Here is a 21,098-nt window from a genome sequence, read left to right on the forward strand (position 1 = left end):
TCTTAATTATTTCCGTTAAAGGGTTGCATCGGTCTATCTGTCGACTGATTTACGCCTTCGGTACGAATTACTTTTATAAACGTCAGCCACAAAATTTTGATATCCAACCCAAGTGACAAATGATCCACATAATAAATATCAAAATCAAATTTCTGTTTCCAGCTAATGGAATTTCTTCCGTTGACTTGTGCCCAACCTGTGATTCCGGGACGAACATCGTGTCGGCGTAATTGCTCTTCCGAGTACAACGGAATGTATTTAAACAATAAGGGTCGTGGCCCAATTAAACTCATATCTCCTTTGAGAACGTTTACCAACTGTGGCAATTCATCAATAGATAATCTTCGGATTATTTTTCCGGCCTTAGTTATTCTTTGATTGTCGGGCAATAACTTTCCGTCAGCATCTTTTTCATCGGTCATGGTTTTGAGCTTTACAATTTTAAAAGCTTTTTGCTTAAAACCCGGACGCTCCTGAAAGAAAAAAATCGACCCTTTATTCTGAAATCCTAAAATACAAAAAACAACAATCAGAATTGGTGAAGCAACAATCAATCCGATAGCAGCAACCAAAATATCCAAAAATCGTTTTAAAAACAGTCGATACATCTTATTTCAGAAAAGGTTCTAATTTCGATTTTAATCCTTGTTGAGCAGGCAATTGCCATAACAATTTACACCAATCATGATTACCTTCAATAAAGCCGGGACCATTCTCAGTAATAACAATATCCCAACCTATCGAACGATTTTCAGGATGTTCTTTTGCTGCTTTCTTAACCATAGCAACAGTTTCTTTCCAAAACGGAACCTGCAAACCTATAATTTCGATGCCCGTTATCGGATGTACTTTCTCTTGTGGCTTTGTGATATCACTGTAAATTCCGGGACCCGAAAGTTGTCCGGTGTTTTCGTCAATAGATGCGGCCATGTTACCCGCTGCCATATTATCTACTGAGGAGTTTACAGAGATTCTTTGTCTACAGCCTAATAAAACCACTTCATTGTTATCATCTAACTGAGTAAAAATCCGAACGGTATTTACGGCTGATGGCGATAATGCATTGAGAACCGAATGTTGCTGTATAAATTCTTCCACCAAATCAAACTGACTATTTTCCATAAAAGTGATGATACTTTTTTCGTCGAATTCCTTCGCGTCTTTTATCAAAACATCGATACCACAATTACCATCAGCCACCTTAAAAACTAATTTACCCGAAGGGGTTTGTAGTAGTTTTTTAAGCAATTCGGGATACGCTTTCAAATCGGCTATATCGGCAACATTATGTACAAAATAATCTTTATAGGAACGATAAAATTTCGTCTTATCATCCAGAATATCTCTAGAGTTTTTCGGATTCATTTTCAGTTGATACTCGAACATATATCCGGTTCCCGCCCAAGTTTTACGCTGCTCATTCGTTTGTTCAAAAAATCGAAATTGAAAATATTCTAAAAGCGAAATATTGTATTTAAACACACTAGAAACGGCATCCAAAACAAGACTGATTTTACTTTTACCAGAAAGTTTCAAAGCGTGATTCAGAAAAAGTTGAAACTTCTTCCAATCCATTTTTTTTAGATAATATCCTAAATAAAGTACCCTTTTAAACATGTTATTTATTTTTAAGATATGTTGCTAATTCATCGGCTGCCATAAACTCAACATCTGGCCATTTTTTTACAATTTCTTGCAATAGTCGTTTCAAACTGTCAAGACCTTTTTCACGGTTTTGAGGGTCAATATGTCCACAAAAATTCACACGATGTGAACTAATGATGGCAGGTTTATTCCAACGAAAAGCTGTTTCAATTTGCTTTATCGTATAATCTACCCAATCCATTCCTCTATCTTCAGTTGGTTCAAAAACCACATTTCTAACCATGATGGTCAAGCCTTCTTTAGTTTGCTTACCAATGTAATTGAATGATTTTTTATAAACATTCAAACCTTGGTGCTCATTTCGAAGCAAAGCTAAGTCTAAAAATTGTATTCCGTTGTCTTTTAACGTTTGAAACAATGAATGATGAATATTGAAAACTGGTGGTGTGAAATAATTGCTTTTATATCCGTAAACTTCTTCGAAAAGCTGTAAACCTTCTTTTAAAATTGGCTTTAAAGCTTCATTTTCGTTCACATCCCAAAAATCCAATTCGGCTGTACTCGACATCGTTGGATAGTCATCATCTGAAATGCTGGTGTAAGATTTATTTTTTAAGGCTGTCAACAACTGTGAATCTCTCTTTTTCAATTTGTCATTAAAAACAGTCAGATTCAAATGCTCTCTTCCGTGAAATTGTGGTTTTAGAAAACCTTTGGCGATTCCTTCTTTCCATAAATCCCAAGTTCCGGTGTAGGATTCAGGTTGTTCAAGGGCAAGTTTTTTATATGTATTGGGAAGCGTTTCAAAATAGAAATGGTGAAAATCATCTGCTTCCATTTTTTCGAAATCAATATTACAAGGCAAAGCAAATGGCGTAAAAACAGCATGTCTTCCGTTTTTATCTTTTACAGAGGACAAGGTTTCAAAAAGTTGTTCCAAATCTTGTGTAGTTTCCAAAGTATCTAAAGCATCGAAACGCGAGTAGATTTTCATTCCGGCTGCATCCATGTTTTTTCTGGCTTGCGCCGAATTTAATCGGACATTACCATAGTCATCTACTGAAAAAACAACAATTTTACGATGGGTTTTCCAACCGATGCTATTTTTTAGATTCGAAATAATAGTAGAAAGTATAGTTTTAATCATGTAGTGGATTCAAATAATAATCGACAAATTTATCAGCATTATCGCGTCTGAAAAGTTTCGCTGTGGCAATAGCATTGGCTGACATTTCATTCCATTTTTGTTTGTCTTTGCTTAAGTCGAGAATGAAGTCTTTGGCCAAATGCAAATCCTTTTCGGCAAAACATTCTGCGGCTTTGTATTTGTGTGCATACGTATTCAATTCTGAATCCTCACCTGCGATATATACTGATGGAATTCCATAACTCATTAAATTATATGACTTACTCGGAACACTTCCTTTGGAGGTCAATTCATCCAGAATCACAATCCCTAAATCGGCTGCGGATAACGAAAACGGAAACATTTCATCCGATTGAAACGGAAGAAAAGTACAATTCGGCAAATTCTTTTCTGCTACCATTCTTTGCAAAGCCGGAACTCGTGGACCACGTCCTATTATTTGGAAAATGATTTCTGTATTATCTTTTAAAAGTTCAGCCAGTTCTACCACAACCTCAACTTTGTGAGTCAAACCGATATTACCGGAATATTGAATTATGAATTTGTCTTGTAAATTATGTTCTTTTATAAATGGATTGTCTTCTTTGGCAACCCGTTCATTCGCATGAAAAATAGACCAAATTGGTTGAATGATGATTTTGGATTTTGAAGCATACACTTCTAAAAGCTCCGCCATTTTATCTCCAATGGTAAATAATCGGAAGGCATCTTTAAAAGATTTTCGGTTTAGAAATGCCCAAATTCTATAAACTGGATGCGTTTCTTTCATTCCAGTAATTTTGAACACATCGGGATAGACATCCCAAACCACCATGCTAAATCGGTTAGAAACCAAAAGATTCAACAAATAACCCATAGGCGGAATCGAAACAAAAAACACTTCGTGATTTCTGTATTTTGTCATCAATAGCCAATAGATTTTGAAACACGCCTTGATGTATGATAAGAACTTTTTACTGGCAGGACGCTCTACCCATTTGTTGATGTACGTGACTTCAACATTTGGAGAAAGTTCTTCGCCCTGAATGTGAATGCTTCCGGTAACCAAGGCAACATTCTCAAACCTATCTGCGAAAGCGTTACAAAAACCAACAGTTAGATAATTAGACGCCTGATTGACGACTACTATCTTTCTATCTTTTATTTTTTCCATTAAATGAAATTACAATTATTCTGCTTGACGTAAGATTTTATGTCCGCCTTCAGCTAAATGAATATCTCTTTGGAATAATTTTACGTCCGATGAAACCATTTCCTCAACAAGCATTTTAAGATCATATTTCGGTTGCCAACCCAATTTCGTTTTCGATTTGGTTGGATCTCCAATTAGTAAATCTACTTCAGTTGGACGGAAATAGCTTGGGTCTACTTTTACCAAAGTGCTTCCAATAGCAGGAATCTTGAATTCTTTTGTAGCAAACTCTTTTCCTAAAGCTGTATGATATCTTTCAGTATCAATTTCTTCTAAAATCCCAACTTCTTCTACGCCTTCTCCCTCAAATCTTAATTTGAAACCAACTTCTTGGAATGCCATTTTTATAAAATCACGAACTCTTGTTGTGATTCCTGTTGCAATTACATAATCTTCTGCGGTATCTTGTTGCAAGATTCTCCACATCGCTTCTACATAATCCTTAGCATGTCCCCAATCACGTTGTGCATCAAGGTTACCCATGTATAAATCGCTTTGTAATCCTAAAGCAATTTTGGCAACAGCACGGGTTATTTTTCGGGTTACGAAAGTTTCCCCACGCAAAGGTGATTCGTGATTGAACAGAATTCCGTTGCAGGCAAACATATTGTAGGCTTCGCGGTAATTTACGGTAATCCAATAGGCGTAAATTTTAGCAACAGCATAAGGTGAACGCGGATAAAAAGGAGTGGTTTCTGATTGTGGCACTTGTTGTACCAAACCGTATAACTCAGAAGTTGATGCCTGATAAATCTTAGTCTTGTTTTGCAATCCTAACAAGCGAACGGCTTCTAAAAGTCGAAGTGTTCCTATTCCGTCCGCGTTTGCGGTATATTCTGGTGTATCAAAACTCACTTTAACGTGAGACATTGCAGCCAGATTGTATATTTCATCCGGTTGTACTTCCTGAATGATTCGGGTGATATTCATCGAATCAGTCATATCACCATAATGCAATTTCAAACGAATTCCTTTAGCATGCGGGTCTTGATATAAATGGTCGATTCTATCTGTATTGAAAAGCGACGAACGTCTTTTGATACCATGAACCATATAGCCTTTTTCAAGAAGCAATTCTGCTAAATAAGCTCCGTCTTGTCCTGTAATTCCAGTAATTAATGCGGTTTTCATTAGTTTGATTTTTTTTTAAGTATATAATTATATTTTGATTTCTTTAAACGAATGTTCGTGTTCTAAAAACCAACTATAGGTTGATTTTATTCCTTCTTCCAAAGTGATTTTAGCTTTCCAGCCTTGATTTGCCATTTTGGAAACATCCATTAATTTTCTTGGCGTTCCATCAGGTTTTGAACTATCCCAAATGATTTCTCCTTTATGTCCGACTGTTCTCTGAATCATTTCAGCGAGCGATTTTATAGTCAAATCAACTCCAGTTCCAATATTGTACAAATTCTCTGCAAAGGGGTTCTCTAAAGCAAAAACTACAGCATCCGCCAAATCATGAACATGCAAGAACTCCCGCATTGGTGAACCCGAACCCCAAAGTGTAACTGCTTCGTTATTGTTCAATTTCGCTTCATGAAATTTACGCATCATCGCTGGTAAAACGTGTGACGTCTGCAAATCGAAATTATCGTTTGGTCCGTATAAATTGGTTGGCATCAAACTCACAAAATCTTTCCCGAATTGTTTTCTGATAGACTCACAAGCTTTCACTCCGGATATTTTGGCAATAGCATACCATTCGTTTGTAGGTTCTAATGACGAGGTCAACAGACATTCTTCTTTTAGAGGTTGTGGTGCTAGTTTTGGGTAAATGCAGGAACTTCCCAAAAAGATAAACTTATCTACATCTTGATTTAAAGAAGTATCAATTAGATTGTTTTGAATCTGCATGTTTTCCATCAGGAACGTAAACGGATAATTATTGTTGGCCAATATTCCGCCTACTCTAGCAGCTGCATCAATAACCACATCGGGTTTTTCAGTAGCAAAAAAATCCTGAACGGCGGCCTGATTTCTCAAATCGAGTTCCTTGCTGGTTTTACCGATAAGATTTTCATATCCTTTAGCTTTCAGCGCATTCCAAATGGCACTTCCTACCATTCCTTTGTGTCCTGCAATGTATATTTTTGAAGATTTGTTCATTAGTATTTATTTAAAAACAGATAATAATTCGTTGGCAGCAGCTTTCATGCGGCTATCATACGAATCGTATAATGGTTTGGTGTAATCTCTATTGGGATATTTTTCCATAATCGAAACTAATTGCTCCACGTTGTGAGGTTCAAAATAAGTCCCAGTTTCTTCAAGCTGTTCAATGTTTACGTTTAGATTAGCAGCAATTACTGGAACTTGAAGGGATTTTGCATCTTCGATAACGGTACTCCAGCCTTCAAATAAACTGGGTTGTAAGATGGCTTTACAATATTTCATTAATAATAATTGGTCGCCACGCGGAATCAATCCTAAAAATTTAATCGATTTTTTCAAATCATTTTTATTGATGATATCGTGCAATTCCTGCATGTAAGGCGAATCCGGTTCGTCCGGAAAACGTCCTGTGATTCCGATACTAACTTCGATACCTTTTTTCTTTAATTCGGCGACAGCCTCAAATACTACTTTATGATTTTTGTGTTTGTGAAACTGGTTAGAAATCATATAGAAATGTTCAGGCAAATCATACTTCGCTCGAATTTCATCAAATGTCATATCGGGCAAACCTTCAATGATGGAAACGAAATGATAAATATGGATATTTAGGTTTTTTGGAACTTTGAAAAATTTCAAGAAATCATCTTTTACCGCCTGACTGGAAACCACTAAATCTTTAGAATTTTTAAGTATCAATTTAATTCGGGCGTTACGCTCGATTACTTTTCGTTTGGTAAAGAACTGCGGGTAATACATGTGCTGTAAATCGGCATACCAGGAAACTAATTTGGCGTCTAATTTACTTTTCACTGGATAATCATGCATTGGAAAAATTGCATCTAGCTTATGATTGACAACCAAATCATGTACAAACGTATTTTTGTTTTTCAGAAAAGAATCGATGTAACCTTTATATATCGAAGGAAAATAATACGGCACCAATTGAAGGTAAGGATAATCAATTTCGTCTATGTATTTTTTTAAGGTTGGATTATAAAATACCAATACATGAGGTTTATGCTTATCATCTAAAAAATTAAGGGTTTTTATTATGTTAAGATTATAAATAATTCCACCTGTCCATTTAACATTGAAATTAAAAAGAATTCCTAGCCTAATTCTCTCAATAATCATCTTAATAATCAGTTTTTAATTGTTTCGCCCAATGTATGTATTCTTTAACTCCATCCTCCAACTTCTTCTTTGGGACATAACCCATTGCTAAAAGTTTAGAAATATCGGCTCTCCAATTTAGAGGATCACCTGGTTTTGAAAATTGGTTAAATACTATTGCTTTATCACTTCTTAAAATATCTTTGTATAATTCAGCAATATAACCTATTGATTGCTCTTCACCATTTGCCAAATTAATTTCCTCACCAACAAAAGAAGCTTTTTGGATTATCAGGTGAATTGCATGTAAAACATCATCAATATGAATAAAATCTCTGGTTTCATTACCAGTTCCAAACAATTCAACTTTGTCATTAAAAGCAAATTTTTTAAATAAATCCCAAAGCAATTGTTTTTTTAAGCCATTTCCATAAGCAGAAAATATTCTTAAAGAACATGTTTTTATTTTATAATAATCATAAAATTCTTTACATATCTGCTCGGCCTGCATCTTGTGAATACCATAAGGAGACAATGGCTTTAATGATGCACTTTCATTGATAGGTAAAATAGTCGGGTTTCCATAAACCGCAGCGCTAGAAAGATTTACAAACTTACATTTAGGTTGTTGCATCCTGATGGCTTCCAATATTTTATAAACATTAACTGTATTTAGGTTAAAATCTTTCAATGGAAATTCAATGGATAAAGGAACGCTCGCTGCACCGGAACAATTGAGACAAACATCTATTTTATTTTCTTTAAAAATGCTATTGTAATCTGAATTTGTCACATCAATCTGAATATATTTTTTGTCTACATAATCAGTCACTACATCACAACCAAACACTTCGTAGTTAAGCTGTTTGAAAAACCCAACAGCTGCACCACCAATAAATCCTTTAGAGCCAATTATTAAAATTTTCATATATAAATTTTAAATTTTTAAAATATATTTTTTTCCCAATCAAATAATTTGCTTGGGGTTTTTAAGCGTTATAACTAAATTTTTTCTTAAATGACAAGAATAAAGATTCAAACAAATAATAACTTAGACTTGCAATGCAATAGCAAAAAATAAAACTAGTTAAAAAGTCAATTATAATAGAATTGCTTTTGAAATACTTGTTCACTATCATAAAACATAAAGGATGATAGACATATAAACCATAACTAATCTTACCTGAATAAAGTAGAAATCGTTGTTGCAACATCTTTTTCATCCAATGATTTGCTTTGCAAGTGATGGCATATCCAATGAAACAGAAGTAACAAAATGCTAATAAGATAAATTTAACCATTTGAATAAAATCTATTTTCATTCCTGAAGTAAAATACCATAAAATGAAGGTTGGAATTAATATTAGTCCAAATAGTGCAATAAATTTTTTAGATTCGGATTCTTGTAATTTACCCTTTAGCTCCCAAAGAGCAAGTAAAGCACCCACCGCTAATTCATCCATCCTTGAAATAGTAAAATAAAAAACTTCGATGTGGTTAGTAACCATAAGAACTCTGACAACAAAAGCAATTAAAATAATCATCCAAATAGCTATTTTAATTCTTTTAGTATTTAAATAATAAATTAAAAAAGGCCAGAAAAAATAAAAATGTTCTTCAACTGCCAAAGACCAAAAGTGCTGTGGCCCTATTGGGTCCCATCTGAATGTCATGGCAATGTTTTGCAAATAGACCCAAAAATAAATCTGCTGTCCAAAAGGAACAATTTCGGATCCGTCTAGAGCTGGCAAAAGGAAATAAAAAATAATGAGAAATAGATAATACAAAGGAAAAATTCGCAACGCTCTTCGAATATAAAAATTCAAGAAAAAGTGGTCCGATTTTTTTGAATTTAATAGGATTCTTGTAATTAAAAAACCTGATAAAACAAAAAATAGTGACACCCCTGTTTGTCCAATAAAGGCAAACTTTTTTATTAAAATTAAAATTGGACTAGTCGTTTGTATGTTATTACAAAAATGAAAAACCATAACCATCAAAGCAGCAATCGCTCTTACACCGTCTAATTCTGTAAAATGTTTTAGTCTCATTATTGTTTTATTAAAAAATCCTTGTACAATTCTGCAATAATTTTCAAATCGTTGGTTTGTTTAATTTTTGAAGCATTGTTTTCAATTTCGTTCAACACCTTTGGATTATCAATTAATAACTGTAGCTTCTCGGCTAATAGAGTAGCATTCCCAACTGGAATTAAAAATCCGTTTTCACCTTCTTTAATAATATCTGAAGGTCCAGCAACACAATCAAAACTAACTGGAGCCAAACCGTTTGCCATACCTTCAATTAGCGCATTTGGATAGCCTTCTATTATTGAAGTGAATCCGAAAATTTTGGCCTGCGACAGATAAAAATCAACATCTTTTTGAAAACCGCAAAATTCGACTTTTTCTGCAATATTCAATTCATTTGCCTGACTTTTTAAATCTTCTATTAAGGGTCCGTCTCCAACAATGGCTAATTCCCAGTTAGGTGCATTAACTTTTGAAAAAGCTTCTAGTAAAAAATGCTGTGCTTTCTCATAAGAACATCTTCCTAATGTGATGATTTGATTTTTCCGCTCGTGATTATATTCTTTGATTTCTCTTAGAAAATTGGGAATAACAACAATTGGGCAACTGTATTTTTTTTGATAAACTTCTTTGGCATAATTCGTTTGTGCAATAATTCCGTTGATTCTGAATTTCAAAATCGAATAACAAAGGTTATAAAATGCATTAAACAATTTATTTCCAGGAAATCTTAGTCTGTCTGGGCTACTTCTTCCAGAAATAATGACTTTTGATTTTAATCCGAGTGAAGTGATCATTCCTAGGAGAATATAACCAAGACAAAAAATGGTGTCTGGTTTTTCATTTTTGATGTTTTTTCTCAAGTACCAAAGTAAAATCGGAAATGATAAAATTTTGCCATATTTATCACGAAAATTTGCTGGCTCAACAAGTTTTACATTTGGATGAAGTTCATAGAATTTGTCTCTTTTGAACATTACCAAAACAGTAACATCAATATCTTTATCGACCATATAATTTGCCAAAACTACAGCGGTTCTTTCTGTTCCACCTGGAGTTAGTTTGGGCAATACTATGACTATTTTCTTTTTCGCCATTTTTTCTTGATTTCATGTAAATAATACCCAAACTGTAATAAGCCAATCGAATTTAATAAACGTTTTAGCTTACTAGTTCTAGTATTGTTGCATAAAAAATTAAACGTGTTGTTTATTTTATCTTTTGAAAACTCAGAAAACTGAAAAGGATTAATCTGATTTAAAGCAGTAGTATCAAACTTTGTAAACTTTTCATTTTTCTTAGTTCGCGTCCCATATCCATCGTTACCGATGTTGAACGTTTTTGTTTTGTATGGAGTAACGGTATACAAATCATTTTTCACCATGTGATGAACAAAATTATAATCTAAAACCAAAGGTTCTTTTTTGTATAATTTTCTCTGAAAAGCCGTGTATAAATCGATTCCAATTTCGTCCAACTTATTTACAAAACTTTTAGTATTCAAATCTTGTTTTAATTGTTCTAATGAAAGGGTTGACATCCTTGTCATTTTATCTTTCCATGATGCAAATCCCCAGGGACACCAGCGATTTGTATAATAAACATCTGATTGTAAACTCGAATCAACATCAAAAAAAACGGAATGTGAAAACCCAGAAATAGAAATGATTTTAGCATCATTTTTATAGAACTCTAATCCTTCATTCATGAATTTTAAAAAATCGGGAGCGACAATAATATCATCTTCTAAAAAAATATAAGTTTCATGTTCTTTAAAAATCAAATCGATGGCAAAATGATATGCCTTATTTAATCCTAAATTTTCTTTAGGAGTAATTGGAATCACTTTTTTAAAACCTGAAATTGTTTGAATGTACTTTCTAACGGATTCAATTTTTTCGACATCCTGACTTCTATAAGCAGCATCTGAAGATATGTAAAGGATAGATTCCGAGGATTCTTCACAATTTTGAAGTGATTCAATACATCTTTTTAAGCTATCTAATCGATCATAGACCATTACAAAAATTGGGGCGTACTTCATCATTATCTATTTAAGCATCAAATCAATCATCCATCCGTAGGGATTAAATGATCCTTCATACCAATTTAATTGTTCATCCCAATAGCCAACACAAGCATCATAACCACCATTGGCAAAGCCATAACTTATCTCAATCAACAGCGGTTTGTTTTCATTATCTAATACAAAATCATAGGCAATGCATTGGGCATTTAGTTTTCTATTGGCTTCAAAAGCAGCTTTCACGAAACATTCGTCTATTGATTGTTTATCATATAAAATAAATCCACTACCAGAAGCTCTGAAATCATTCTCTCTATTCATTCTTTTAATTCCAAATGCTTTTCCATCAATAACAACAATTCGAATATCAGAATCGTTATTGGCAATAAACTCTTGAAAATACAAGTAGTCCATTTCATTACCCATTACCTTAGCATAGCGCGGTGGATTAAACAATCTCGCAAACCCTTTCAAGACATCGAAAAAACTGGTTTTACCTAACTGCCATTTTCTAAATCTTTCCTTAATACTTCCCCAACCATCATAAGCTGGAAAACCTTTTCCGAAAGCTTTATCGGCCAATGATTTGGCGTCCTCTTTTGTTTTTGCTAATTGCACGTTTTGAGAACCTGCTCCTCCTTTTAGTTTGAAAACTTTGGGAAATGAAGCGGATTCAATCCAATGATTAGCTGTTTTTTTATTATAGAAAACCCAGGTTGGAACTATATCAATTTCTAAGGCTTCTAATAAATATTTCTGTGCAACTTTATCGTCAAAATGCCATGCTGTATTAAAATCAGGGAAAACTTTTACCCCACTCTGTTCTAAAGAAAAGAGAAGCGATTTTGCCATGATAATATCCGTTGGATTCGCCTGATGATAATGCCACATTAAAGTGGAACACCCTTTTAATTGCTGAATGATATCGCTATCATAACAATTAACCAACTTATACGGGATGTTGTTTTTATCGCAATATTCAATCCATCTAAAATGGAATAAATCAGTACTTGTATTGTTGTGGATAGCTATCATTTTAATCTAAATAGTGTTGTGCCCATAATTCAAAACCTAACATCAACCAGATAGCATCCATTTGATCTGATGAGGCATGATCAATATTTTGCATCCAAGAATTTAATTCCTTTACTTCAAATAGACCTCTATTTTTTATTTTAGGCGCAATTTGTGTATTCCATTTTTCTTTGAAAACGGTAGATGAAAAAAATTCTCTTAACGGAATTCCGAATCCCATTTTATCTCTGTAAGCAAAGTCTTCACCAAATTTGGTAGCACAAATATCTTTGAGTAAAATTTTACTTTCCTCTTTTCCGTTATGTTTTCCTGTCAATAAATCACCTGAAATATTTAAAGAGGTAGTAACCATATTATTATCTAAAAAAGGCACCCTGTTTTCAATAGAATGAGCCATCGACATTTTATCTTGACGCATTAACAAATCAGGCAAATAAGTTAGCAATTCGTATTTTCTTTGCTTAAGACTGGTATTCCCTTTTAATTTCTTTAGAAGTTGTACTCTTTCAGTTATGGCATTGTCAAGTTTGAAATTAGACTTCAACGCATGAGCTGTGGCCAAACTTCCAAAGGCAGTTTCCATAACCATTCTTTTATTGGCATTGAAAAAATAGTTCAAATATTCAAAAGCAAAATTGATATTTCTTTTCAAACCACCTAAAAATTGTCTTTTAAAATAAGGGAACTGAAGCGCTCTAACAAATCGGCTATAACCCGCGAGACATTCATCTGCTCCTTCTCCACTCAACAAAACCGTAACATGTTTTTTGGCTTCTTGACTTAATAAATAAATTCCAATGGTATTAGGATGATTCATGGGCTGTTCAAAATGCCAAATTGCTTTCTCCAACACCTCAAAATAGTATTGAGCATCCATTTCAAATTTATGAGCCTTTAGATCTAATTGCTGAGCAACTTTATCAATAAATTTTTCTTCCGAAAAACGGGGGTCTTTAAAAATAATGGAAATGGTCTCAAGATTCCCTTCTTTCAAGGACTCGGCGGCATAATAACTTACTAAAGAGGAATCGACACCACCGGAAAGCTGGCAACCTAGTTTCACATCGCTTATCATTTGGGAATCGACACTTTTCTGAAGTGCATTCTCTAATTGATACTGTGCTTGATTACTTGGAATAGTATTAGTCCCTTCTTTGTCTAATTCATAATAGGTATGCGATTGAATTTTTCCACTTTTAATACTTAAATAAGTACCCGGAATACAATTGGTAATGTTTTTAAACAAAGTATCATTGATAACATTTCTGAACAATAAAAACTCATCTAATTTACTGAAATCGGGTTCGAATTTAAAGTTTGCCAATGCTTTAAAACTTTTCATTTCTGATGCAAAAGCTAATCTTCCCTTTTCTTGTAAAAGGTATAACGGTTTAATTCCAAATCGATCTCGAGCCAGAAATAAGGTGTCTAATTCCAAGTCATAAATTGCCATAGCAAACATTCCGTTGAGCATTGAAATCATTTTTTTCATGCCGTATTCAGTGTACAAATGCAGAATAACTTCAGTATCAGAGGTGCTTTTAAACTTATATCCTTTTTGCTCTAACTCGGGTTTAAAATCAAAAGCATTGTAAATCTCTCCGTTCATCATTAGAATCACTTTTTCATTTGGGCTAACCATTGGTTGGTGTCCCATTGGAGAAAGATCTAATATGCTTAAACGGTTAAAACCAAAGATTAGATCACTTGGTTTTTTAAAATTCACTTCTTCTGCAATAGAAACATTTTCAAAAGACTTCTCTACTGTATTAATCGCTACAATACCTGAATCATCAGGTCCACGATGCTTTTGAATTGAGAGCATTTGACGAATAATTTGATTATTCGAATCTTTTTGGTCATTAAAATAATAATATCCTGTAAATCCGCACATACTATTTATTAGGGTTTATGGATTGTAAAAGAATATCTCGGTGCGCTTCACATTGAATCAAATTAGTGTAAAGCAGTTTCTTTTTTTTAGTAATAATTGATGGCAAAAGGCCACGTTTGTAAAGGCTGGACATAATTTTTCCTTTATAAGGCTGAATCCAAGTGTTCATAACCGCTTTCCAAGTTTCTGCATACTTTTGAAATTCAGCTTCCAACTTTGCATCATCGGCAATGATAACATTCAATTTATCTAGGTGGGTCATCATGGTTTTTTTATCTTCATCTTTTAATAAAGTAAGACCAACAGCATCGTTATTTTGGGAAACAAATTCCATTTCAAAAGTTATAGGCTTGTTTTTTTCGAATGCTAAGCGAAGTATCATTCCTTTGTTCCAAGGTTTATTCCTTAGTCCTTCCCAATCGAAACAAAAATTTCCAAGACTGTAAAAAATTGGAGAATCATGATGCACCTCGTAACCAGAAATAATATGGGTATGATGGGCTACAACAGCATTGGCTCCAGCATCAACAAAAAAGCGATACCATTTTTTCATTCTTGGACTTGGCAATTCATAATGCTCGTGACCACCATGAGCAATGACAATAACAAAATCAGCACATTTTTTAGCAGTTTGTATCTGATTAAAAACATTTGCTAAATCAATAGGATGACAACCTGGATTGGAGTCATGAGTTGTGGTCCATTCGTTTTCGGTAATGTTTATAAAAGCTATAGTGCAATCGTCTTTTTTCCAATAAAAAGTTTTAGAAGCTTCTTCAAAATTAGCACCGCTACCTAACCAAGAAATTTTATTTTTAGTCAAAGTTTCATAGGTTTCTTGCATTCCTTTCCAACCATAATCTTTAAAATGATTATTGGCAGTGGCTACTACTTCACAATTCAAATGATTTAAAATAGTTGCCGTTTCTGGATGAGCTTTAATATGTGGTCCTGTTTTGTTAATTCCATCAACAGCATTAGTTAAAGGGCATTCTAAATCAAGAACATTTAAATCGTTTTGGTCAAAAAAAGTTTTGACTTCTTGAAATAGAGGTTGCCAATTGTTCGCTTTAAATTCATTTTCAACGCGAAGCCATGGGCAAAAATCGCCAGTAAAACCTATTTTAATCATATATATTTAGATAATTCATCGGTGGTAATAAACTTTGCTTCTGGCCACTTTTTTACTATTGCTTTCAGTAATTGATTTAAATCACTCAAACCTCTCTCTCCATTTTTCGAGTTGATATAGCCTACAAAGTTAATTCTATGAGAACAAATCACAGCAGGTTTTGAGAATAAAAAAGCTGCTTGAATTTGAGCTAAACAACTATCTACCCAATTTTTTTGAGGCAACATACTTGGTTCAAAAAAGCAGTTGCGGATATTGTAACGCAATCCATTTTGCTGATGACCAAAACTATGTCGAATCGATTCGTATTCATTAAAAACTCCCGTTGGTTGTAACTGTGAGCGTAAACTCTGAATCCATTCTATACCTTGACTAGCTAAAAAAGGTTCTAATTTTGTATCCCAATTGTAGCAAGGAGCAATAAAGCTTTTAGGTTTGAAACCGAAATGTTCTGCAAAAATTTTCAGTCCTTCTGCAATAATGATTTCATGTTGTTTTATTTCGTCTTGGGTGTCCCAATCATAGGCTTCCATAAAACTATAATCTCCATCTCCAGAATAAGTAGTTTGCTGATCAAAAGAGATTAGTATGTCCTCATTTTTTGATTGCAAAGCTTTCATCCAACGCTTTACATTTAAATGCTCACGACCATGAAACTGCGGATGAAAAACACCATTTTCGCCACCTTGTTTCCAAAGTTGAAAATTGTTCTGATGTTTTGGATATCGTTTAAATGTTTCTGTAAAAGATTCCCAAAAATACTCCTGAAAATCATGAGCTTTAATTTTCTCGAAATCTGGATTTGCCATAATGCTATTGGCTGTAATAACCGCCGGTTTCCCGTCACTTCCTTTATAAAGTTGCAACACTTCGAATAATTTTTCTAAATCATCTTGAGATGCTAGGGCATCATTTTTATAGATACTATTGGCAATTCCAAACCCTTTTTGTTCAAAATAGCTAACCGTTTCTTTTGAAGGTGTTCGAATAGCTCCCCAATCATCAGACTCGATAATAATAAGTTTTTCTTTTATAGAAATTCCTTTCTTATTGATATCAACTCCTGTTGCGAAAGATTTTAGAAATGAAATTTTATTGGTAAACAAAGACATTATTACTTGTTAATAGATTGATTTTATTTAAACAAATCAATAAGTGGGGTATTAATATTGGTAAACATAACCACTAAAGGATTAGTTAATGTGGTGATATTAAAATAGTCAAAGGATAAACGAACTGAAATGATACAAAACAAAATTAACATTGGCGAAAGCCATTTAACCCCTTTAGCAATAAGAAGTTCTTTGCTATTTGATACAATAATGAAAGAAACTGCTAAAGAAAAAAGAAAGGCTACATTTAAATAACGACCACCTGAGGGAAGTAAACTCAAAACATTAGCAACGGATAAAAACAATAAAGTAAATCCTAATAATTTTCGAGCCTGAGCTGATGGGCTTGATTTAAAAAATAAAATTGAAATAAAAATAACAGTAAAATAGGTTAGTATTTTTTTATAATACAAAACATACCAATTAACAGCAACACTGGCTTCCTCGTATCCTTCTAGATAATCATCATTAAAATAAGTTTTAACTTTTGGCAACATAAAATCGGGCAAATTAGATTCTAGTGCACTTCTAATAAAATCAATATTAAGTTCAACAATAAAGAAACTGGCAATATAAAATAGATATAAAATCCTAAAATTCAAACGAACTAAACTATAAGCAATTAATAAAGCTACAGGTAGTATAAAAGAAAAGTGAATCAAAAAACTACAAGAAGCTATGAGTATTCCCTTTTTTTTATTTTGATATAAATATAAAAAGGCTCCATAAAAAAAGACATGAGCTGCTGTCCACATTCGAACGGCATTTAAAGTCCAAAATCCAACAACAAAACTAAAGGCAATTAATAATAAAATTTGTTCCCATGCTAATTTCCCCTTAGATTGATTTAAAACTAAACCTATGTTATTGACGTAAAAATAACCAAACACTAAACCATAAAATAAGTAAAGAATGTTTCCATTATTTGTAAAAAAAGAAAATACATAAGTTACTACAGCAACATAAATATCCAATTGACCATCTTCTTCACTATAAAAACTGTTTTTAATATTATCAAAACTTTTATTGCTAGCATACATGCTTTCAAGATTATGAACATATCTGGCACTATCAACTGAATCACTTTTCACCATCGACATACCAAAAAAAGCTACAAAAGCTATCATTGTTGGTTTTGCCCACGAACTTCTATAGTTTTTTATGGCGTTAATAAACCCCAGAAAAGGAAAAATAATAAAATAAAAAATAGCGTTTTTCATTATAATAATGCTGAAAATTGAGAAGCAACATTTTCAATACGGTAATTGTCTTTTTCTGGTAAAACCATTTTTCCTATATAATTTCCTTTTAAAAAATCATGAAAAACAATTGAATCAAAGTTACCAAAAGTAATACTTAATACTGGTTTATCGATAATAAGATAGTCAATCAATTTACTTGGTGTTTGTGTGTGACCTACATTTTCAAAGTTAACTACAAAATGCATTTTCGATAATTCATAGAGTAATTTTTCTCTGGCAACTATGGGTTGTAGAATGATTCTACCATTGCTTGCTTCGACAAATGGTGCTACAAATTGTGGAGTGGTAGTATAAATATGAAACTCAAATTTAAAACTGTCGTCCAAACCGTTAAGATAATTTAGAAACTCAGAGGGATCGCGTCTTCCAGGAATAAACATTCCGGCATAGCCAAAAATAATTTTGTTCTGGTCCAGGGCACCTTCATACAATGTCACATCTTCAAAACGAAAACCTTGTGGAATGACTTTAATTTTTTGATGGAATTCCGGATAATATCCCAGAATAGAGTTTTGGGTCGGAACAGTTATGAAATTAGTTTTTTTACAGAACCATTTTTCTACCCATCCAAAATAAAAAGGAGGTTTAAAAGTGTCATTTTCCTGTCCCATATAAGGGTCTCCACAATCGGCTATCCATGTTTTAGCAATTTGATTATTTTTCGACCAAACGCGAGCAACACCCCAATGTATTGGATAGGGAACAGCAATAGAAATTAAAGCATCATACCCTTTTTCATTCTTAAGCGCTTTTTTAACCAATGAAACCAACTGAATCGATGGATATTCAAATAACAAGGATGAAAACCTTGCCACTATTCTTCTGAATAATAGTGCGATTCCACTACCTTTTACTACTGGTCTTGGCCAAGTCAGTTTTCCTAAATCGATAACCTTAAAATTATGCTTAAGAGCATAAGCTTCAAGTCCGTCACGAAAATGGGTACAAACCGTTATTTCATTTCCTTGTCTGACAAGTTCTTTTGCTAATTCGGTAGCTCTAAAAGAACGAGGGGATATTTCGGGATAAAAACCGTTACAGACTATTAGTATTTTTTTAGAATTCATAGGTTATTAAAACTTAATGCTATTTAAATGGTTGGCCAATTCATCCGAAAATAATAATGCGCCATTATTTTTCAAATGTGTTCTATCATAAAAATAATCTTTGTTTTTATAAATAGGATTTTCATCATTATATTCATAAAAATCAATATTGTTTCCTGCTAATTGCAATACTCGTTCTTTAAATTTCAAATCCATAGAATCAAATAATGGAGGGAATACCAAGACCAATTTTATATTCTTTTGTTTACAAATAGCTATAATTTTTCTGAAACTTTCTTGCTTTACTTTTAATTCATTTACGATTCTATATTTTTCAATAGTAGTTGATGGTGTCCAATCTTCACCTTTCTTTTGAAAACTTATGGGCATTGACCCATCAGCAAAAAGAGTATCTAAATCAGTGAATTTTTTTTGACTGATATCAAAATTGGCTTTATTCATTCTATGCAAAGCGAATAGATAAGACATAACCTTATTTTTTTCTCCTCTTGAAACCAATTCATTATTGATATAATTGTATTTTACCAAAGGATATAATCTATCTAACCTAAAATTTAAAATCGAATCTGGTAAAAATTCCATAGGATAATCCATAAAAAGCAGGATTAATTTTGGAGCTTTATTGAATTTAACTAATGTTCTAACTATAAACTCATGAAACTCAATATCTGAACCTGGATACGATAAGTTATAAGCTGAATGATGTGTTTTCATTTCTAATTCAGAAGCGATAATATTTCTCGCTCCTCTTGAAGAACCAATAACTACAATTTCTTTATTAATTTTTCCATTGATCAATAATTCCAGACGTTTATCTATTTCTTTGCTAGGCGATATGACGATAAATGCTATAAATATTTTATCAAATACAAAAAACAACATTCCAAAAGATACTATTTTTATAATGAACTTTTTCATATTAAAATTGGAAGTATATAAATTGTTGTTCTTTGGTTGAGAACAAGAAAATGGCACATATCAAGAGCATATAGAAACCTTGTCTAATAAGTTTTGGCCAATTTAATCCAAATTTATTTAGGGCAAATTCTTCTTCACGTCCAAACCATTCAATGGTCATAAAAAAGGCAATAAAAAAGAGCAATAGATAAGGCATCACTGTAGGGAAAGTAAATAGCGTTTCCGAAAACAATTTTTTTAGATATAAAAAAGCATTTCCTATACTCGATGCTCTAAAAAATATCCAAGCCAACACCGTTAGGAGAAAAGTAACCGTAATAGATAAAAACTCTTTGACACTTGGCAAATATTTTCCACGAGCTACTATCTCAAGATTATTCCGATTCGTGTTGAAAATTATAGATGGCATTATGAATAACGCATTTAAAAATCCCCATGCAATAAAAGTCCAATTAGCGCCATGCCAAAAACCGCTAACTAGAAAAATGATGAATGTGTTTCTAACTTTCATCCAAGTTCCGCCTTTACTACCCCCTAAAGGAATATATAAATAATCTCTAAACCAAGTCGATAATGATATATGCCAACGACGCCAGAATTCAGCAATATCTCTAGAAAAATATGGGAAGGCAAAATTTCGAAGTAATTCAATCCCGAAAAGTCGGGCGGTTCCTAAAGCAATATCTGAGTAGCCTGAAAAATCGCCATAAATTTGAAAAGTGAAAAATAAAGCTCCTAAAAATAAGTTACTTCCTGATTGATGTCCAACATCGTTAAAAATTTGATTTGCGTAAATCGCACATTGATCGGCAATCACAATTTTTTTAAACAATCCCCACAAAATTTGTCTCAAACCATCAATAGCTTTAGAATATTGAAAAATTCTTTTGACCTTTATTTGTGGTAATAAATGGGTTGCTCTTTCTATTGGCCCAGCTACTAAAAGAGGAAAGAAACTAACAAAAACAGCGTACTCTACAAAGTTTTTTTCTGCTGGAATTCTTTTTTTATAAATATCGATTACATAGGATAATCCGTGAAAAGTATAGAATGAAATCCCAACAGGAAGTATCACTTTTAAGGTCCAAGGATTAACCTGCAACCCAAAGTTAGCAATCAATTCTGAGAAAGATTTTGCGAAAAAGTTATAGTATTTAAAAATTCCTAAAAATCCAAGGTTAACAATAATACTTAACCAAAACCAAAATCTTCTTTGTTTACCATTTTCTGATTCATGCATTTTTAGTCCTGTGAAATAATCTAAAAGTGTAGAGAAGATTAATAAAAACATGAATCTCCAATCCCAACAGGCATAAAAGAAATAACTTGAAACTAGAATCAACAAATTCTGGAGTTTCAGATTTTTATTTGCAAAAAACCAATAGAGAATAAAAACTATTGGAAGGAAAATTGCAAAATTTATAGAATTAAAAAGCATAGATGGCGG

19 protein-coding genes are annotated in these 21,098 nt (G+C 33.0%); all 19 read right to left on the bottom strand.

The window, feature by feature from the left end:
- Nucleotides 1-2 precede the first annotated feature (2 nt).
- The 19 genes from OLM53_RS05430 to OLM53_RS05520 all read right to left on the bottom strand — a co-directional run bounded on the left by OLM53_RS05430 (nucleotide 3) and on the right by OLM53_RS05520 (nucleotide 21,089).
- Nucleotides 3-608: a sugar transferase gene (locus OLM53_RS05430; protein ID WP_264522030.1), complete on the bottom strand. Its 606-nt coding sequence runs from the start codon at nucleotides 606-608 to the stop codon at nucleotides 3-5.
- Between the two features lies 1 nt (nucleotide 609).
- Nucleotides 610-1,617: a sugar-transfer associated ATP-grasp domain-containing protein gene (locus OLM53_RS05435; protein ID WP_264522031.1), complete on the bottom strand. Its 1,008-nt coding sequence runs from the start codon at nucleotides 1,615-1,617 to the stop codon at nucleotides 610-612.
- Between the two features lies 1 nt (nucleotide 1,618).
- The gene (locus tag OLM53_RS05440) at nucleotides 1,619-2,752 is read right to left on the bottom strand and encodes a hypothetical protein (RefSeq protein WP_264522032.1); all 1,134 of its coding nucleotides are present in this window, start codon (nucleotides 2,750-2,752) and stop codon (nucleotides 1,619-1,621) included.
- Nucleotides 2,745-3,905, bottom strand: coding sequence for a glycosyltransferase family 4 protein (locus OLM53_RS05445; RefSeq protein ID WP_264522033.1), 1,161 nt, complete (start codon nucleotides 3,903-3,905; stop codon nucleotides 2,745-2,747). The genes OLM53_RS05440 and OLM53_RS05445 overlap by 8 nt, the downstream gene beginning before the upstream one ends.
- A 15-nt stretch (nucleotides 3,906-3,920) precedes the next feature.
- Nucleotides 3,921-5,075 (bottom strand): GDP-mannose 4,6-dehydratase, encoded by a 1,155-nt coding sequence (gmd, locus tag OLM53_RS05450; protein ID WP_264522034.1) that lies wholly within the window; start codon nucleotides 5,073-5,075, stop codon nucleotides 3,921-3,923.
- Between the two features lie 27 nt (nucleotides 5,076-5,102).
- Nucleotides 5,103-6,053 carry a GDP-L-fucose synthase family protein gene (locus OLM53_RS05455; RefSeq protein WP_264522035.1) on the bottom strand — a complete coding sequence of 317 codons (951 nt, stop codon included), beginning with the start codon at nucleotides 6,051-6,053 and terminating at the stop codon, nucleotides 5,103-5,105.
- Between the two features lie 6 nt (nucleotides 6,054-6,059).
- Complete coding sequence (locus tag OLM53_RS05460) at nucleotides 6,060-7,196, bottom strand: glycosyltransferase family 4 protein (protein ID WP_264522036.1); 1,137 nt, start codon at nucleotides 7,194-7,196, stop codon at nucleotides 6,060-6,062.
- 1 nt (nucleotide 7,197) lies between these two features.
- Nucleotides 7,198-8,103 (bottom strand): NAD-dependent epimerase/dehydratase family protein, encoded by a 906-nt coding sequence (locus OLM53_RS05465; protein WP_264522037.1) that lies wholly within the window; start codon nucleotides 8,101-8,103, stop codon nucleotides 7,198-7,200.
- A 61-nt stretch (nucleotides 8,104-8,164) separates the two neighbouring features.
- Entirely contained in the window at nucleotides 8,165-9,226 is a 1,062-nt protein-coding gene (locus OLM53_RS05470) for an acyltransferase (RefSeq protein WP_319799861.1), read from the bottom strand.
- Entirely contained in the window at nucleotides 9,226-10,302 is a 1,077-nt protein-coding gene (locus tag OLM53_RS05475; protein WP_264522038.1) for a glycosyltransferase, read from the bottom strand. The genes OLM53_RS05470 and OLM53_RS05475 overlap by 1 nt, the downstream gene beginning before the upstream one ends.
- Entirely contained in the window at nucleotides 10,284-11,252 is a 969-nt protein-coding gene (locus tag OLM53_RS05480) for a glycosyltransferase (protein WP_264522039.1), read from the bottom strand. The genes OLM53_RS05475 and OLM53_RS05480 overlap by 19 nt, the downstream gene beginning before the upstream one ends.
- A gap of 3 nt (nucleotides 11,253-11,255) precedes the next feature.
- Nucleotides 11,256-12,266, bottom strand: a complete 1,011-nt coding sequence (locus OLM53_RS05485) for an ATP-grasp domain-containing protein (protein ID WP_264522040.1) — start codon at nucleotides 12,264-12,266, stop codon at nucleotides 11,256-11,258.
- Nucleotide 12,267: 1 nt separating this feature from the next.
- Nucleotides 12,268-14,160 carry an asparagine synthase (glutamine-hydrolyzing) gene (gene asnB, locus OLM53_RS05490; protein WP_264522041.1) on the bottom strand — a complete coding sequence of 631 codons (1,893 nt, stop codon included), beginning with the start codon at nucleotides 14,158-14,160 and terminating at the stop codon, nucleotides 12,268-12,270.
- Between the two features lies 1 nt (nucleotide 14,161).
- The gene (locus tag OLM53_RS05495; protein ID WP_264522042.1) at nucleotides 14,162-15,292 is read right to left on the bottom strand and encodes a CapA family protein; all 1,131 of its coding nucleotides are present in this window, start codon (nucleotides 15,290-15,292) and stop codon (nucleotides 14,162-14,164) included.
- A complete protein-coding gene (locus OLM53_RS05500; RefSeq protein WP_264522043.1) occupies nucleotides 15,289-16,404 on the bottom strand; it encodes a hypothetical protein in 1,116 nt (371 codons plus the stop codon). Before OLM53_RS05500 ends, OLM53_RS05495 begins: the two co-directional genes overlap by 4 nt.
- Before the next feature lie 23 nt (nucleotides 16,405-16,427).
- The gene (locus OLM53_RS05505) at nucleotides 16,428-17,624 is read right to left on the bottom strand and encodes a hypothetical protein (protein ID WP_264522044.1); all 1,197 of its coding nucleotides are present in this window, start codon (nucleotides 17,622-17,624) and stop codon (nucleotides 16,428-16,430) included.
- Nucleotides 17,624-18,733, bottom strand: a complete 1,110-nt coding sequence (locus OLM53_RS05510; protein WP_264522045.1) for a hypothetical protein — start codon at nucleotides 18,731-18,733, stop codon at nucleotides 17,624-17,626. Before OLM53_RS05510 ends, OLM53_RS05505 begins: the two co-directional genes overlap by 1 nt.
- A 6-nt stretch (nucleotides 18,734-18,739) precedes the next feature.
- Nucleotides 18,740-19,651 carry a DUF1574 domain-containing protein gene (locus tag OLM53_RS05515; protein ID WP_264522046.1) on the bottom strand — a complete coding sequence of 304 codons (912 nt, stop codon included), beginning with the start codon at nucleotides 19,649-19,651 and terminating at the stop codon, nucleotides 18,740-18,742.
- A gap of 1 nt (nucleotide 19,652) precedes the next feature.
- The gene (locus OLM53_RS05520; RefSeq protein WP_264522047.1) at nucleotides 19,653-21,089 is read right to left on the bottom strand and encodes an MBOAT family O-acyltransferase; all 1,437 of its coding nucleotides are present in this window, start codon (nucleotides 21,087-21,089) and stop codon (nucleotides 19,653-19,655) included.
- Between the last annotated feature and the right edge of the window lie 9 nt (nucleotides 21,090-21,098).

The organism is Flavobacterium sp. N1994 (assembly GCF_025947145.1).
GTDB lineage: Bacteria > Bacteroidota > Bacteroidia > Flavobacteriales > Flavobacteriaceae > Flavobacterium.

What these genes read in the sequence shown, in the direction of transcription:
- OLM53_RS05430 (WP_264522030.1), bottom strand. Translation starts at nt 608, where the DNA reads ATGTATCGACTGTTTTTAAAACGATTTTTGGATATTTTGGTTGCTGCT.
- OLM53_RS05435 (WP_264522031.1), bottom strand. Translation starts at nt 1,617, where the DNA reads ATGTTTAAAAGGGTACTTTATTTAGGATATTATCTAAAAAAAATGGAT.
- OLM53_RS05440 (WP_264522032.1), bottom strand. Translation starts at nt 2,752, where the DNA reads ATGATTAAAACTATACTTTCTACTATTATTTCGAATCTAAAAAATAGC.
- OLM53_RS05445 (WP_264522033.1), bottom strand. Translation starts at nt 3,905, where the DNA reads ATGGAAAAAATAAAAGATAGAAAGATAGTAGTCGTCAATCAGGCGTCT.
- gmd (WP_264522034.1), bottom strand. Translation starts at nt 5,075, where the DNA reads ATGAAAACCGCATTAATTACTGGAATTACAGGACAAGACGGAGCTTAT.
- OLM53_RS05455 (WP_264522035.1), bottom strand. Translation starts at nt 6,053, where the DNA reads ATGAACAAATCTTCAAAAATATACATTGCAGGACACAAAGGAATGGTA.
- OLM53_RS05460 (WP_264522036.1), bottom strand. Translation starts at nt 7,196, where the DNA reads ATGATTATTGAGAGAATTAGGCTAGGAATTCTTTTTAATTTCAATGTT.
- OLM53_RS05465 (WP_264522037.1), bottom strand. Translation starts at nt 8,103, where the DNA reads ATGAAAATTTTAATAATTGGCTCTAAAGGATTTATTGGTGGTGCAGCT.
- OLM53_RS05470 (WP_319799861.1), bottom strand. Translation starts at nt 9,226, where the DNA reads ATGAGACTAAAACATTTTACAGAATTAGACGGTGTAAGAGCGATTGCT.
- OLM53_RS05475 (WP_264522038.1), bottom strand. Translation starts at nt 10,302, where the DNA reads ATGGCGAAAAAGAAAATAGTCATAGTATTGCCCAAACTAACTCCAGGT.
- OLM53_RS05480 (WP_264522039.1), bottom strand. Translation starts at nt 11,252, where the DNA reads ATGATGAAGTACGCCCCAATTTTTGTAATGGTCTATGATCGATTAGAT.
- OLM53_RS05485 (WP_264522040.1), bottom strand. Translation starts at nt 12,266, where the DNA reads ATGATAGCTATCCACAACAATACAAGTACTGATTTATTCCATTTTAGA.
- asnB (WP_264522041.1), bottom strand. Translation starts at nt 14,160, where the DNA reads ATGTGCGGATTTACAGGATATTATTATTTTAATGACCAAAAAGATTCG.
- OLM53_RS05495 (WP_264522042.1), bottom strand. Translation starts at nt 15,292, where the DNA reads ATGATTAAAATAGGTTTTACTGGCGATTTTTGCCCATGGCTTCGCGTT.
- OLM53_RS05500 (WP_264522043.1), bottom strand. Translation starts at nt 16,404, where the DNA reads ATGTCTTTGTTTACCAATAAAATTTCATTTCTAAAATCTTTCGCAACA.
- OLM53_RS05505 (WP_264522044.1), bottom strand. Translation starts at nt 17,624, where the DNA reads ATGAAAAACGCTATTTTTTATTTTATTATTTTTCCTTTTCTGGGGTTT.
- OLM53_RS05510 (WP_264522045.1), bottom strand. Translation starts at nt 18,733, where the DNA reads ATGAATTCTAAAAAAATACTAATAGTCTGTAACGGTTTTTATCCCGAA.
- OLM53_RS05515 (WP_264522046.1), bottom strand. Translation starts at nt 19,651, where the DNA reads ATGAAAAAGTTCATTATAAAAATAGTATCTTTTGGAATGTTGTTTTTT.
- OLM53_RS05520 (WP_264522047.1), bottom strand. Translation starts at nt 21,089, where the DNA reads ATGCTTTTTAATTCTATAAATTTTGCAATTTTCCTTCCAATAGTTTTT.